Annotated in this window: 17 protein-coding genes; 15 read left to right on the top strand and 2 right to left on the bottom strand. The window is 71.4% G+C overall.

Annotation, left to right across the window (positions count from 1 at the left end):
• Positions 1 to 17: 17 nt before the first annotated feature.
• Positions 18 to 788 (bottom strand): response regulator transcription factor, encoded by a 771-nt coding sequence (locus ACODT5_RS36370; RefSeq protein WP_243339450.1) that lies wholly within the window; start codon positions 786 to 788, stop codon positions 18 to 20.
• Between the two features lie 546 nt (positions 789 to 1,334).
• Between ACODT5_RS36370 and ACODT5_RS36365 the strand changes: the two genes are divergently transcribed.
• The 13 genes from ACODT5_RS36365 (at position 1,335) to ygfZ (ending at position 11,340) form a co-directional block, all read left to right on the top strand.
• Positions 1,335 to 1,589, top strand: a complete 255-nt coding sequence (locus ACODT5_RS36365; protein WP_112449116.1) for a MoaD/ThiS family protein — start codon at positions 1,335 to 1,337, stop codon at positions 1,587 to 1,589.
• Between the two features lie 10 nt (positions 1,590 to 1,599).
• Positions 1,600 to 3,075, top strand: coding sequence for a hypothetical protein (locus tag ACODT5_RS36360; RefSeq protein WP_422523320.1), 1,476 nt, complete (start codon positions 1,600 to 1,602; stop codon positions 3,073 to 3,075).
• A 208-nt stretch (positions 3,076 to 3,283) separates the two neighbouring features.
• A complete protein-coding gene (locus ACODT5_RS36355; RefSeq protein ID WP_422523319.1) occupies positions 3,284 to 3,997 on the top strand; it encodes an LmeA family phospholipid-binding protein in 714 nt (237 codons plus the stop codon).
• A 158-nt stretch (positions 3,998 to 4,155) separates the two neighbouring features.
• Entirely contained in the window at positions 4,156 to 4,245 is a 90-nt protein-coding gene (locus ACODT5_RS36350; RefSeq protein ID WP_350875872.1) for an Ms5788A family Cys-rich leader peptide, read from the top strand.
• 176 nt (positions 4,246 to 4,421) lie between these two features.
• Entirely contained in the window at positions 4,422 to 5,267 is an 846-nt protein-coding gene (locus tag ACODT5_RS36345) for a sulfurtransferase (RefSeq protein ID WP_112449118.1), read from the top strand.
• Positions 5,268 to 5,335: 68 nt separating this feature from the next.
• Positions 5,336 to 5,626, top strand: a complete 291-nt coding sequence (locus tag ACODT5_RS36340) for a DUF1416 domain-containing protein (protein WP_243339454.1) — start codon at positions 5,336 to 5,338, stop codon at positions 5,624 to 5,626.
• Positions 5,627 to 5,784: 158 nt separating this feature from the next.
• A complete protein-coding gene (locus ACODT5_RS36335) occupies positions 5,785 to 6,048 on the top strand; it encodes a DUF3099 domain-containing protein (RefSeq protein ID WP_385371159.1) in 264 nt (87 codons plus the stop codon).
• A gap of 114 nt (positions 6,049 to 6,162) precedes the next feature.
• Positions 6,163 to 7,038, top strand: a complete 876-nt coding sequence (locus ACODT5_RS36330) for a hypothetical protein (RefSeq protein ID WP_422523318.1) — start codon at positions 6,163 to 6,165, stop codon at positions 7,036 to 7,038.
• Complete coding sequence (locus tag ACODT5_RS36325) at positions 7,035 to 7,925, top strand: hypothetical protein (protein ID WP_422523317.1); 891 nt, start codon at positions 7,035 to 7,037, stop codon at positions 7,923 to 7,925. The genes ACODT5_RS36330 and ACODT5_RS36325 overlap by 4 nt, the downstream gene beginning before the upstream one ends.
• Positions 7,922 to 8,884, top strand: a complete 963-nt coding sequence (locus ACODT5_RS36320) for a hypothetical protein (RefSeq protein ID WP_422523316.1) — start codon at positions 7,922 to 7,924, stop codon at positions 8,882 to 8,884. Before ACODT5_RS36325 ends, ACODT5_RS36320 begins: the two co-directional genes overlap by 4 nt.
• Before the next feature lie 294 nt (positions 8,885 to 9,178).
• Entirely contained in the window at positions 9,179 to 9,751 is a 573-nt protein-coding gene (locus tag ACODT5_RS36315) for a heme-binding beta-barrel domain-containing protein (protein WP_422523315.1), read from the top strand.
• 126 nt (positions 9,752 to 9,877) lie between these two features.
• Positions 9,878 to 10,339, top strand: a complete 462-nt coding sequence (locus ACODT5_RS36310; protein WP_385371172.1) for a Fur family transcriptional regulator — start codon at positions 9,878 to 9,880, stop codon at positions 10,337 to 10,339.
• Positions 10,340 to 10,371: 32 nt separating this feature from the next.
• The gene (gene ygfZ, locus ACODT5_RS36305; RefSeq protein ID WP_422523314.1) at positions 10,372 to 11,340 is read left to right on the top strand and encodes a CAF17-like 4Fe-4S cluster assembly/insertion protein YgfZ; all 969 of its coding nucleotides are present in this window, start codon (positions 10,372 to 10,374) and stop codon (positions 11,338 to 11,340) included.
• 37 nt (positions 11,341 to 11,377) lie between these two features.
• Here the strand turns inward: ygfZ and dtd are convergent, their stop codons facing one another.
• Positions 11,378 to 11,803 (bottom strand): D-aminoacyl-tRNA deacylase, encoded by a 426-nt coding sequence (gene dtd / locus ACODT5_RS36300; protein ID WP_243339461.1) that lies wholly within the window; start codon positions 11,801 to 11,803, stop codon positions 11,378 to 11,380.
• A gap of 132 nt (positions 11,804 to 11,935) precedes the next feature.
• Between dtd and ACODT5_RS36295 the strand changes: the two genes are divergently transcribed.
• Together ACODT5_RS36295 and ACODT5_RS36290 are read left to right on the top strand one after the other, a co-directional pair.
• Positions 11,936 to 12,562 carry an RsiG family protein gene (locus ACODT5_RS36295; RefSeq protein ID WP_422523313.1) on the top strand — a complete coding sequence of 209 codons (627 nt, stop codon included), beginning with the start codon at positions 11,936 to 11,938 and terminating at the stop codon, positions 12,560 to 12,562.
• 85 nt (positions 12,563 to 12,647) lie between these two features.
• Positions 12,648 to 13,892, top strand: a complete 1,245-nt coding sequence (locus ACODT5_RS36290) for a GNAT family N-acetyltransferase (protein WP_422523312.1) — start codon at positions 12,648 to 12,650, stop codon at positions 13,890 to 13,892.
• Positions 13,893 to 13,896 lie beyond the last annotated feature (4 nt).

Below are 13,896 nucleotides of genomic sequence, written 5' to 3'. Positions count from 1 at the left end.
GCCTTCCCACAGGACCCCTAGTCCATCCGGGTGAGTGCCGCGGCAGCCCGCGCGGAGGCCTCGGCCGCCGCCTTCGTGGCCGCCTGCGCGGCCGCTTCCGCCGCCGCCCGTTCCACCTTCTCCGGGGTGACGAAGCGGTACCCGACGTTGCGGACGGTACCGATCAGCGACTCGTGCTCGGGCCCGAGTTTCGCGCGCAGACGCCGTACGTGCACGTCGACGGTGCGGGTGCCGCCGAAGTAGTCGTAGCCCCACACCTCCTGGAGGAGCTGCGCACGGGTGAAGACCCGGCCCGGGTGCTGGGCGAGGTACTTCAGGAGTTCGAACTCCTTGAAGGTCAGGTCCAGGACCCGGCCCTTCAGCTTCGCCGAGTACGTCGCCTCGTCGACCGACAGGTCGCCGTTGCGGATCTCCATCGGGGAGTCGTCCGAGCCGAGCTGCTGGCGGCCGGTCGCGAGGCGCAGCCGCGCCTCGACCTCGGCCGGTCCCGCGGTGTCGAGGAGGACGTCGTCGATGCCCCAGTCGGCGGTGACGGCCGCGAGGCCGCCCTCCGTGACGACGAGGATCAGCGGACAGCCGGGCCCCGTGGAGCGGAGCAGCTGGCACAGCGACCGCACCTGCGGCAGGTCGCGGCGGCCGTCGACGAGGATCACGTCGGCGCCCGGGGTGTCCACGAGGGCGGGGCCCTCGGCGGGGGCCACCCGGACGCTGTGGAGCAGCAGGCCGAGGGCCGGCAGGACCTCGGTCGAGGGCTGCAGGGCGTTGGTCAGGAGCAGGAGTGAGCTCATGCCCGACCACCCACCCGGGTCGGACGGTACTGCTGGTGGTGCTGGTCGTGCTGGTGGTGTGCGTGCGCAGGTGCGTGCGCCGGTACCCCTACTGCCCGTACCTCTACTGCCTGCACCTGCACTTGCACGACGGTTCGCTGGTCCATCACGTCGGTTCCTCCTCGGTCCCGTCGAGGACGTTCGCGGCACTGCTTCGTACGACTTGCCGGGTGTCCGTCCGTCCCCGCGCCCTGAGGCCCGGATGGACACCACTGTTCTCGGTCCGTTCAACGTGCTGAAAGCACAAAAGGACCCGGGGGCTACGTTGCCCGGATCCTCTCGCCAGCAGAATAGCCCACCCTCCCGGGCCGGGCCGAGGCTTCTGAGCGTTCCACTTCTGTGGTCCCCACCACCCCCGGGGTCTGGATATGCGCCGGTTTCACCGTATCGGTGGACCCGGTGCGGGCCGCCCGGGCGCACGCGGGGCGCGCGGAGGCACGCCGGGATCGGGGGCGGGAGGGTTCATGATGGAGGCCGACGGCAGAGCGCCGACGAGAGGAGCGTGCAGTGGCAACCGGAACCATCCGCTACTGGGCGGCGGCCAAGGCCGCGGCCAAGACGGCGGAGGAGCCGTACTCGGCGCGGACACTGGCCGAGGCGCTCGACGCCGTGCGGGAACGCCACCCCGGGGAGCTGACCCGGGTCCTGCTGCGCTGCTCCTTCCTCGTGAACGAAGAGCCCGTGGGCAAGCGCCCGCACGATTCCGTCGAGCTGACCGAGGGGGGCACCGTCGAGGTGCTCCCGCCGTTCGCGGGCGGGTGAGCGGAGCCCCATGAGCACGCCTGAGGAACAGCAGCAACAGCAACAGCAACAGCAACAGCAACAGCTACAGCAACAGCAGCAGCTACAGCAACAGCAGTTTCTAGAGCAGCAGCAGCAACAGCAGCAGCCGGATCCGTACGGGACCCAGACCTGGCAGTCCCCGACGTGGGACACCTCGTACCAGCCGGTGCAGGCGCCGCTGGACGGCGTACCGGCGCAGTACCCGGTCGCCCCCGAGGGCTGGTTCCGCGAGGAGCCGCAGGGCCAGGCGCCCGTCTCCGGGCAGGAGTGGGGGCAGCAGCAGGCGTACGCGGACCCCTACCAGGATCCCTACGCGGCTCCGGCCTACCCGCAGACCCCGGCCCCCGACCACTGGTTCCGCGACGAGGCGCAGGCCGCGCAGGCGCAGCAGGCCCCTCAGGCGCAGCAGGCTCCGCAGGGCGAGCCCGCGCAGCAGTGGGGGGACGCGGCGTACCCGCAGCCCTACCCCGGCCCGTCCGACCCGTTCCAGGCGGAGGCACAGGCAGCCCAGGTCCAGGCTCCGGCCCCCGGCCAGGAGTGGGCCGCGGAGTCGGCCCCGTACCTCCCGCAGCAGGCCGCCCAGGCCGCGGACGGGGCTCCCGCCGCGCACCCGGTGGCGGGCGACGGAGCGGCCGGTGGGGCTGCCGGCGGAGCGGCCGAGGAGGAGCCCGCCTGGTCGCCGCCCACCCTCGCCGGCAACACGCTGCGCGCCGTGGACCCCGCCCAGGCCCGCGCCGAAGGGCGCTCTCCGATCATCGATCCCGGTCCGCAGGCGGCCATACTGACGGCCGCCCTCGGGCTGGTCATCGCGGCCGCCGCGGCGCTGAGCGAGTTCGCGCTGCTCGCGCCCCTGATCGCCCTCCAGGGCCTCACCGCGGCGGGCTGGTTCCGGCTCAACGGCATGTGGCCGGCCCGTCAGGGCATCGCCCTGGCCTTCGCCGGGGCGGTCGTCGCCGATGTGGCGGTGCTCGCGGTGGACGAGCCGTACGGCCCCGGCGCGATCATCGGCACCCTCGGCGCCTGGGTGCTGCTGACGCTGGTGCTCCAGCTGCGCAGCCACGCGGATCCGGACGAGCGGATGTACGGGCTGATGGCCTCGGTGGCCTCGGCCGCGCTGGCCATCGTCTGCGCCGGCTACCTCGCGGCCGACCCCGACGCCGTCAGCGTGGGCGCCGCCGCCGTGGCGGTGGCCGTCTTCGCGCGGGCGCTGCCGCTGCCCACCGCGCCCTCGGTCGGCGTCTCGCTGGCCGCCGCGGCCGGTGCGGGCATCGCCGTGGGCGGGCTGACGTCCGTCGGAGCGGGCGGTGCGCTGATCGGCCTGGCGGCCGGGGTGTGCGCGCTGATCGGGCTGCGCGTGGCGGCGTACGACTACCCGTCGAAGTTCGTCCACATGACGGCCGGTGTCGCGCTGCCGCTGGCCGCGGCGGCCCCGGCGGTCTACCTGATCGGCAGGGTGGTGGGCTGAGGCCCGGGCCTTCGCCTCCTGGCTTCCCCTCCTGAACGCCCGCCCCGCTCACCGGGGCGGGCGTTGTCACACCTCCGCCCGCCCCACGACACCCCCACCCCACCCCACCCCCACCACACCGCCACCCCACCTCGCGCCAACTCACAGCGCCCTCACGGCCGGTCATGGTCCACTGGGCCGTCGTACCAATCGTCTGGGGGGTGGGCACGTGCGTGTCCTGCGTGTCGTTGTGATCATCGGAGTGGTCCTCGGCGGCCTGTTCGTCGGGGTGGACCGCTGGGCCGCCGGCTATGCCGAGAACCGGCTGGCGGATCAGATACGGGCCCGGCAGGGCCTGTCCGGCGTGGAGGCGGACATCCACGGGTTCCCCTTCCTGACCCAGCTGCTCACCCGGGACCTCGACCAGGTCGACCTGACGGTGGCCGGCGTGGACGTGGCGACCGCGGACGGCCGTACGACGCACCTGTCCGGGCTGCGGGTCGCCTTCCGCGGGGTGGAGCTGAACGGCGACTACAACGGCGGCACCGCCCAGTCCGCCAAGGGCTCGGCCCTCGTCACGTACGCCGACCTGACCGCGGCCGCCCAGCCCGGGGTGACGGTCGCCTACGGCGGGGCGCCGGGCAAGGTGAAGGTCACCGCGAGGCTGGAGTTCCTCGGCAGGACCCTCAGCCGCAGCGTGGTGTCGACGGTCTCCCTCGTCGACTCCGGCGACGGGAAGGGCCCGACGATCGTCCGGGTCCGCGCCGACGAGGTGCCGGGCGAGGGCCTCCCCGGGATCGAGGCCGTGGTCCGCAAGAAGACCGACTTCGACCGGCGGATCGGCGCCGGCCTGCCGTCGGGGGTCCGGCTGACGGGGCTGACCTCTGACGAGGCGGGCGTGGTGCTCACCCTGGGCGGTAAGGATCTCGCTCTGGCCGGATAGTGAGACGGATGGGTCTGATCCGCAGCTGGGAGGGCCGTACGGGGCTTCTGCCGCCCCCCGCCCGAAGATCCACAAGAGGTCTCATCCCACTATTCGGACGATCCTGTCTCGGAATATGACACGGCGGTGACAGGGCGGCCGATTCGTCCCTACGATCCATGGCTATGAAGCATCAGCAGGCGGACCTCACGAAGCGACGGGCAGTAGACCTGTGTCGCGTCGCCGCCATGCTCTGTCGATCCATGTGACGTGTGAGCGCATCCCGCTCCATAGCCGGACGACGGCCTTCCGCTTTCCCGTGTGACCACCTCTGCCTCCCGCCCTCCTGAAGCCTCCCCGCAACAGGATCCGCGAGCGCACCCGGACGCACGCTCCCAGCACCACCAGCAGCACCCCGCCGCACACTGCCCCGGAGGAGAACATCATGAGCCGCAGCGACGTCCTCGTAGACGCCGACTGGGTCGAGGCCCACCTGAACGACGCGAACGTCGTCATCGTCGAGGTGGACGAGGACACGTCCGCGTACGACAAGAACCACATCACCAACGCCGTCCGGATCGACTGGAAGAGCGACCTCCAGGACCCGGTCCGCCGTGACTTCGTGGACCAGGAGGGCTTCGAGAAGCTCCTCTCCGCCAAGGGCATCTCCAACGACGACACCGTCGTCCTCTACGGCGGCAACAACAACTGGTTCGCGTCCTACGCCTACTGGTACTTCAAGCTCTACGGTCACCAGGACGTCCGCCTGCTCGACGGCGGCCGCAAGAAGTGGGAGCTCGACTCCCGCGACCTGGTCGACGGCACCGAGGTCCCCAGCCGCCCGGCCACCGAGTACAAGGCCAAGGCCCAGGACACCTCGATCCGCGCCTTCCGTGACGACGCGGTCGCCGCGATCGGCACGAAGAACCTGGTCGACGTCCGCTCGCCCGACGAGTTCTCGGGCAAGCTCCTCGCGCCGGCGCACCTCCCGCAGGAGCAGTCGCAGCGTCCGGGTCACATCCCGAGCGCCCGCAACATCCCGTGGTCGAAGAACGCCAACGACGACGGCACCTTCAAGTCCGACGAAGAGCTGACGGCCCTCTACCAGGCCGAGCAGGTCGACCTGGCGAAGGACACCATCGCCTACTGCCGCATCGGTGAGCGCTCCGCGCTCACCTGGTTCGTGCTGCACGAGCTCCTGGGCCAGGAGAACGTCAAGAACTACGACGGCTCGTGGACCGAGTACGGCTCGCTGGTCGGCGTGCCGATCGAGCTCGGCGCCAACAAGTAGTTCAAGACACCAAGCATTCCGGGCATGCGACGCCCGTAGTCATACCTCTCTAGGACAGGACAGAGAACATGTGTGGAGCAAAGATCGGCGGACCCGACCTCTCGACGCTGAAGCCCGGTGAGACGGCCATCCAGGGCCAGGTCACCAAGGACGGCGAGCCCATCAGCGGCTACGTCCGTCTGCTGGACTCGACCGGCGAGTTCACCGCCGAGGTCCCGACCTCGGCCACCGGCCAGTTCCGCTTCTACGCGGCCGAGGGCTCCTGGACGCTGCGCGCACTCGTGCCCGGCGCCCAGGCGGACCGCGCCGTGGTCGTCGTCGAGTCCGGCGGCGTCACGGACGTGGCGATCGCGGTCTGAGCACCGCACCTGCATGACTGCACAACCGCATGACCGCGTGACTGCATGACCGGCCGAAGGGCCGCACCCCCGGGGGTTGGACGCCATCGGATCGGGGTGCGGCCCTTCGTGCTGTTCCGAGCCTCCCCGGGAGCGGGGTCCGGTTCTACCCTGGAGGCATGTACGCCCGGCGCCGGCGCGCCTACTTCCTGCTCATGGGCGGATGCCTGTTCCTCTTCGTCTCCGCCTGGTCCTTCGTGCGCCTGTGGTCCGTCGAGGCCGCCGTGGCGATGTGCGTGGTCGCCATGGTCATTCCGCCGGTCGCCGCGATGGTCGCGAACCGGCGCGGTCCGGACGACCGGTGGTGGGACGACCCCTCGGGCGACCGGAAGTCCGACGAGTGGTGGGACGAACTGGACGGAAAGCCGCGTCGCGAGGATTGAAACCCGTTGAGATAAAACTGTAATAAGGATGATCACAACATCTCCCTACGCGAGGGTGTCTTCTGTGTACGCGGGCGATCGGTCCGCGACTCCAGTCCTGTGGGGGGACTTCTTTTGGAACACGAACAGACCATCCCTGACCAGCGGAAAGAGGCGGAGAGCGCCCCGGAACCGGGCACTCCGGACGCAGCTTCGGCCACTCCCGAAGGCACTCCCGAAACCGCTCCCGGCACGGCCCCCGACGCAGTTCTGGAGGCGGCTCCGGCCACTCCCCGCGTCCGACGCGGCCGCCGCGCGGTCCTCCTGATCGCGGGCGCCGCCGTACTCGGCGTCCTGGCGGGCACGATCACCGGCTACGCGATCCAGTACGACCGCGAGCCGACCCCGCTGGCTCCGCTGGCGCAGGCGGACCTGGTGGCCCCGAAGGCGCTCGCGCCCGACGACGCCACCACGAACAAGACGATCAATGCCAACCGCTGGCACAAGACGGACGACGACCTCGCGAAGCTGCTGATCGAGGCACCGCGCGGGGCGAAGACCGAAGCGGCGGGCTACGAGCCCATCGAATACTTCGCGACCTTCTTCAAGAAGCCGGACAGCCAGCTGGAGTACCTCGCCGAACAGGACATCCGGCGGATCGCCGCGGTGAGCTGGGCGGTGAACGACACGACCTTCGTGTACGTGCGGCTGATCCAGTTCAACGAACGCTCCGGGGCGGACAGCTACCAGACGGGTCAGTCCAGGTACATGCCCGAGGCCGAGTACGCGGGCAACAGCGGCGTCCTCATTCCCGGTCTTCCTTCGGACCTCGGGCGCGTCTGGGTGGACTCCAAGGCCGACGAGAAGCCCGGGTACCTCCCGATGCGCGGAGCACGCGCCATCGCCCGGCGAGGCGACATCGTGCTCGACATCCACTACACGAACAACCGCGGCAAGGTCAGCGAAAGCGATGTCGTGGACCTGGCCAAGCGACAGCTGGAGCGACTGTGACCGAGCCGCAGAACGACGCGAAGGCGGCTCAGGAGGAGACGCCGGCACAGGCGTCGGCCCCGGCCCCTGCCCCGGCACTTGCTCCGGCCCCGGCTCCGGCCCCGGCCCCCGAGGCGGAGGCAGTCGCCCCCCTCGCTCCGCCCGCGAAGCCCGCGCGCAAGGTCAACCGCAAGGCGGTCGCCCTGATCGCCGTCGGCGTGGCCGCAGCGGTGCTCGTGAGCGGCGGCGTCTGGGCGTCCTCCGCCATCGCGGACGCCGACCGGGACGCGCCCGCCGCCTACTGGGTCCCCTTCGGTGAGGACCTCCCGAAGCGCGAAGCCCCCGGCTCCGTGCCGACGAACGCCCTCTTGGGCAAACTGCTGCCGATTCCGGCCGGATTCGTCCTGGGGCCGGACCTGGAGGAGGACGGCAACAACTTCTTCGTCTCCGGCGAGAAGGCGGTCGAGGGCTTCAAGGAGACCCGCAGCGGCCTGACCAGCGCCGAGCGCAAGGACCGCGACAAGATGCTGGCCAACCTGAAGCTCAAGGGGCTGGCAGGACGCAGCTACGTGAACGAGCGGACCAGCTGGTTCGCCGAGATCCGCATCATGCAGGCCGACCCGAAGGCCGTGGGCGCGTTCTCCGAGGTCAGCAAGAAGTTCCTCGACTTCACGGGTGACGGCCGGCAGGCGCCGAAGGTGGACGGGTTCCCGGACGCCAAGTGCTCGTTGGAGGCGATCGGCGAGAAGAAGAAGGAAAAGATCGACTCGATCGACTGCGTGGCCGTCGAGGGCGACGTGATGGTCACCTTCCGCGCGTACGGGCCCAAGCCCTTCGCCACCGCCAACGCCGTCGCGCTCTTCCAGAGCCAGATGAAGCACCTGAAGTCCCCCGGGGAGTCCGCGTGACCGAGCAGAACACCACCGGAGCCGTACCGGAGCTCCTCGACGCCGCCGCACCGCAGCCCACCGCGGGCGAGCAGGGGGCGGCCGCCGCCGCCGCGTTCGCCGCGGACCCGCTTGCGGCCAACCCCTTCGCGGCCCCGGAGGCCCCGGAGGTCCCGGCCGCGCCCAAGGACCGCCGCAAGCTGTTCGCAGCACTGCGCTGGACCGCCGCCGTACTCGTCTTCGGCGCCGTCGGCACGGGTGTCGCGTACGGGGTCGCCCAGCCCGAGCGCACCGACATCCCGGGCCTGTCCACCAAGGCCGACGGCCGCTGGACGTTCCCGGCGCTGACCAAGCCGGTGCTGCCGCCGGGCGCAGCCCTGCCGTTCGCCGAGGACAACCCGGGCGGCATCCACTACGCGGGTCTCACCGAGCTGCTCCTGCCGGCTCCCATCGGGTCGGCCCCCGACTCCACGCTGAAACTGGAGAAGGACGGGGTGGTGACCGTCGACACCCTCCTGGAGGAGTACGGGGCCGCGGCCCGCGAGAAGATGAAGGAGCAGTTCGGCAACGAAGGACTGCGCCAGATCGCCGCGCGCGGCTGGACCACCCCGGACGGCACCCGTACGCGGGTCTACCTGCTGCGCTTCCACACGCCCGAGTTCCTGGGCGCCTTCAAGGGCTGCGGCGTCGACACCAGCATCGGCAGTGCCGCGAGGCTGGAGATCGACACGGCCTGGCGCAATGCCAAGTCCTCGCAGCGGCACCCGCTGGGGGCCCGGACCTCCGGGTACAGCACGCAGGGCAACACCAGCGAGGTCGTCCTCTACCAGGAGCCCAAGCCCACGGGCGACGAGCAGACCAAGCTGGGCTGCATCCAGTCCGGAGACATCCAGGCCCTCGTCCTGCAGACCCGCAAGGGCGAGGTGGCGACCGTGCCCTTCCACCAGACGGTGATCCTCCAGCACCAGCTGCTGGGCTGAGCGGGGCGGATCGCGGGAGCACGTCGTACGGGCTACCTCACACGGTGCCCCGGTCCCCAGGCCAGTAGGCTTGGGGACCGGCCCCGTAACGCCACCCTTCACTCCGAGGAGCACCCCGTGCTTGAGGCAGTCTTCACCTCCCTGCTGGTCCTGGTCTGTGTCGGCGTCCTCGCCTTCTCCGCCCTGGCCGTGAAGAAGCTGTACCAGGGCCAGCGCTGATCCCCTCGGATCTGCCGCCTACCGCCCCGGATACCGGAACCCCTCCCACAGATCGCCTGAGCTGAGCAGCCATTCATGATCCAGATCCCGTCCGACCTGAACCCCGGTCTCGTCCCCCTCGTCTTCCTCCTCGGCAACTGGGAGGGCGCCGGCGTCTTCGACTTCCCCGGTGAGGAGAAGTGCAACTTCGGCCAGGAAGTCGTCTTCAGCCACGACGGCCGGGACTTCCTGGAGTACACCTCCCACACCTGGGTGCTCGACGCCGAGGGCAACAAGGTGCGGCCGCTGGAGTCCGAGTCGGGCTACTGGCGCATCGACAAGGACCGCAAGGTCGAGATCGTCATGGTCCGCGACCAGGGCGTCGTCGAGGTCTGGTACGGCGAGCTCGCCGACAAGAAGCCGCAGATCGACGTGGTCACGGACGCGGTCGCCCGCACCGCGGCCTCCGGCCCGTACAGCGGTGGCAAGCGGCTCTACGGCTACGTGAAGAGCGACCTCATGTGGGTCGGCGAGAAGGCCACCCCCGAGGTGGAGCTGCGCCCCTACATGTCGGCCCAGCTGAAGAAGGTCGTCACGCCGGAGGAGGTCGCGGAGATGGCGCGCAACCTTCCGGACATGCCGGACGACGGCATCGCCTTCTTCCGCTAGAGCGCCCCGGCAAGCGTGCGCAGGAGCCCCCGGCAGCCTCGGCCGCCGGGGGCTCCCGCACGTGCGGTGCCTTCCCGTACGGCCTCCCCGCTCCCCCCGCGGCGGCCCGAGGCCTACACTGGCCGGGTGGTGACCACCGACAGCACCGAGAACCTCGCCGCCGCCGACAGCGGTGACTGGAAGAGCGACCTGCGCCAGCGCGGATACCGCCTGACCCCGCAGCGCCAGCTCGTGCTGGAAGCCGTGGACGCCCTGGAGCACGCCACCCCGGACGAGATCCTCGTCGAGGTGAGGAAGACGGCCTCCGGGGTCAACATCTCCACGGTCTACCGCACGCTGGAGCTCCTGGAGGAGCTGAAGCTCGTCTCGCACGCCCACCTCGGGCACGGGGCCCCCACGTACCACCTCGCCGACCGGCACCACCACATCCACCTGGTCTGCCGCGACTGCACCGAGGTCATCGAGGCGGACGTGGACATCGCCGCCGAGTTCACGTCCAAGCTCCGCGACACCTTCGGCTTCGAGACCGACATGAAGCACTTCGCGATCTTCGGCCGCTGCAAGACCTGCGCCGCCAAGCAGCGCTAGGACTGTCAGGGGCGGGGTCGTAGGCTGGTGGCATGACCAGCAGCCCCTTGCTCCATCTCCCCGGCGCCGTGCAGGCCGAAGGCCGCGACGAGGGCGTCGCCGCCCACTACGGAGAGCTGTACGGAGAACAGCGCACGCTCGCCGACGGCCGCGGCTTCGTCGACCTCTCCCACCGCGGGGTCGTCACCGTCACCGGCTCGGACCGGCTGAGCTGGCTGCACCTGCTGATCACTCAGCACGTCACCGCCCTCCCGGCCGGCGAGGCCACCGAAGCGCTGATCCTCTCCGCGAACGGCCACATCGAGCACGCCCTCTACCTCGTCGACGACGGCGAGACGATGTGGATGCACGTCGAGCCCGGCACCCAGGAGGCGCTCATCGCCTACCTGGAGTCGATGATCTTCTTCTACCGCGTGGAAGTCGCCGACCGTACCGCCGAGTTCGCCCTCGTGCACCTGCCGGCCGGCTCCATCGCCGAGGTCGCCAAGGACCTCGCCGTACGCGAGACCCCGTACGGCCGCGACGTGTTCCTGCCGCGCGACGCACTGGAGGCCTTCGCCGCCTCCCACGGCCCGGCCGCCGGACTGCTCGCGTACGAGGCCCTGCGCGTCGAGGCGCACCGGCCGCGGCTCGGCCTGGAGACCGACCACCGCACCATCCCGCACGAGCTCGGCTGGATCGGCACCGCCGTGCACCTGCAGAAGGGCTGCTACCGCGGCCAGGAGACGGTGGCCCGCGTCCACAACCTGGGGAAGCCGCCGCGCCGGCTGGTCTTCCTGCACCTGGACGGCTCCGAGGTGCTGCTCCCCGCGCACGGCGCGCCCGTACGACTGGCCGCGGACGGGGAGGAGGGCCGCCAGCTGGGCTTCGTGACCACCTCGGTCCGCCACCACGAGCTGGGCCCGATCGCACTCGCGCTGATCAAGCGGAACGTCCCGGTGGACGCCCCGCTGCTGGTGGGCAAGACGGCCGCCGCGCAGGAGGTCGTCGTAGCGCCGTGACCGCCGTTACCGCAGTGAGCGCAGTGACCGCCCCGCGCTAGATGTCGATGACGATGGTGAACGGGCCGTGGTTGGTCAGCGAGACCCTCATGTCCGCGCCGAACCGGCCCGTCTCCACCGTCGCACCCAGCGCCCGCAGCTGCGCCACGACCGCGTCCACGAGCGGCTCGGCGAAGGCCCCGCCGGCGGCCGCGTTCCAGGTGGGGCGGCGGCCCTTGCGGGCGTCTCCGTAGAGGGTGAACTGGGAGATCACCAGCAGCGGCGCGTTCACGTCGCTGCAGGACTTCTCGGCCTCCAGGATCCGCACCGACCAGAGCTTGCGCGCCAGCAGTTCCGCCTTCTCCGGGGTGTCGTCGTGGGTCACCCCCACCAGCACGCACAGCCCCTCCCCGACGATCTCCCCGACGGTCTCGCCGGCCACCACGACGCTCGCGCCGTCCACCCTCTGCACCACTGCTCGCATGACACCTGTGTACCAGGCGTGCACCCGTCCGGGGCCGATCGGGTGGAGTGGGACTGCGTCGGTACCACGGGGAGTGGCACGATGCACGCAGGCGGTGCCCCCAGCACCGGTCGAGGGGACGGACACGAACGCATGAACACTTCTGGTACCTCCGCACCTGCTTCTGCGCCCATCGCAACCGTGGGCTCCGCGGCGCCCGTCGCACCCATGGCGTCCGCGGCGGCCGCCGAGACCCCGGCGCCGCGCCCGCCCGCGCAGCGGACCGGGGCCGCGGACGCCCCGCCGACGCCGACCACCGCGCTCGGCCTGCCCGAGCTGCGCGGACTGCGCCGCGACGCGCAGCGCGACGAGGCCGACCTGAGCTACGTACGCCGGCTGCTCCAGGGCCGCATCGACATCCTGCGCGCCGAGCTGGCCCGGCGTACGGACCCCGAGGCGCCGGTGGTGGACCGGCTCTCGGAGATCCTCGCGGACGCCCCCTCAAGCCGCAGCGCCTCCGCCCGGCACGTCACGCTCGGCACCCCGCACGGGGAGGAGTACCGGCTGCTGGCGGCCGAGATGCTCTCCGACGTGGAGCTGTCGGACCTGGGAGCGCGCACGGACGAGGAACTCCACGAGGGCATGGGCAAGTTGGTGCGCTACGAGCAGCAGGTCTCGCGCCGCCGCCAGCAGCTCCAGCGCACGGCGGACGACTGCAGCGCGGAGATCACCCGGCGCTACCGGGAGGGCGAGGCCCAGGTGGACGACCTGCTGGCCTGAGGAAGCGGCGGGGGCGCGGGGCCCGCGGGGGCCCGCGGAAAATACGGGCGACGGGGGCGGGCCGGTCCGATTAGCGTGGGTGGCTATGAGCGCTGACGTCCGGCCGATCGCCGCATCCGAGCTTCCCGACTGGCTGCGTGCCCAGCAGACCGGTTTCCTGAACGCGAAGCATCCGACGGCCGAGGATCACGCTCAGCTGGCCGGACACGTCGACTGCGCCCGGACCCAGGGCGGGTTCGACGCGGACCACGGGCGGTGCGTGGCGACCTTCCGCTCCTTCGCGCAGGAACTGACCGTGCCCGGCGGGGGGTTCGTCCCGTCGAGCGCCGTCACGAACGTGACCGTGGCGCCCACGCACCGCAGGCAGGGTCTGCTGACCCGGATGATGGCCGCCGAGCTGGCCGCCGCCCACGCGCGCGGCGACGTGGTGTCGACGCTGATCGCCGCCGAGTACCCGATCTACGGGCGGTACGGGTACGGGCCCGCCACCTCCGCCTCGGAGTGGGAGATCGACGTACCGCGCACCGGACTCGACCCGCGCGCCGCCGTCCCCGGCGACGGCGGCAGGATCGACCTCGTGGACGAGGCCGAGGTGCGGGAGCTGGGCCCGGCCCTGCACGAGCGGTTGCGGGCGGCCACGCCCGGCGCGGTGAGCCGCGACGCCCGCTGGTGGCGGGTGACCACGGGCGCGGAAGCGTTGTCCCACAACCCGTACACGCCGTCCTTCCATGCGGTGTACCGCACCGCGGCGGGCGAGGTGGCCGGCCTGGTCCGGTACACCTGCGACGACCACTGGACCGATGCCAAGGTCCCGCACAACACCGTGCAGGTACGGCAGTTGCTCGCCCTCACCCCGGACGTGGAGCGGGCGCTGTGGCACTTCCTCTGCTCCATCGACTGGGTGGTCAAGGTCCGCACCGGCTACCGCGCCCCCGACGACCTCGTCGCCCGGCTGCTGCCCGACCCGCGCGCCGCCCGGCTGGTGACCTCGGCGGACTGGCTGTGGGTGCGGCTGCTGGACGTCGTACGGGCCCTCGGCGCGCGGACGTACGCCGTGCCCGGGGTCCTGGTCCTGGAGGTCGCCGACCCGTCCGGGCCGGCGGGCGGGCGCTACCGGCTGGACGCGGGCGCGGGGGACTGCGTACGCACGGAGGAGCCGGCCGATCTGCGCCTGGACGTGGGCACACTGGGGGCGCTGTACCTGGGCGACGAGTCGGCGGTGCGGCTGGCGGCGCTCGGCGCGATCACGGAGGAGCGACCCGGGACGCTCGCGCTGGCGGACGCGGTGTTCCGCACGGCGCGCAGGCCGTGGTGCCCGGACATCTTCTGATCCC

This window comes from Streptomyces tatrensis (assembly GCF_049310065.1).
GTDB lineage: Bacteria > Actinomycetota > Actinomycetes > Streptomycetales > Streptomycetaceae > Streptomyces.
The sequence above is the reverse complement of the archived record's forward strand: the minus strand, read 5'-3'. Positions and strand labels throughout refer to the sequence as shown.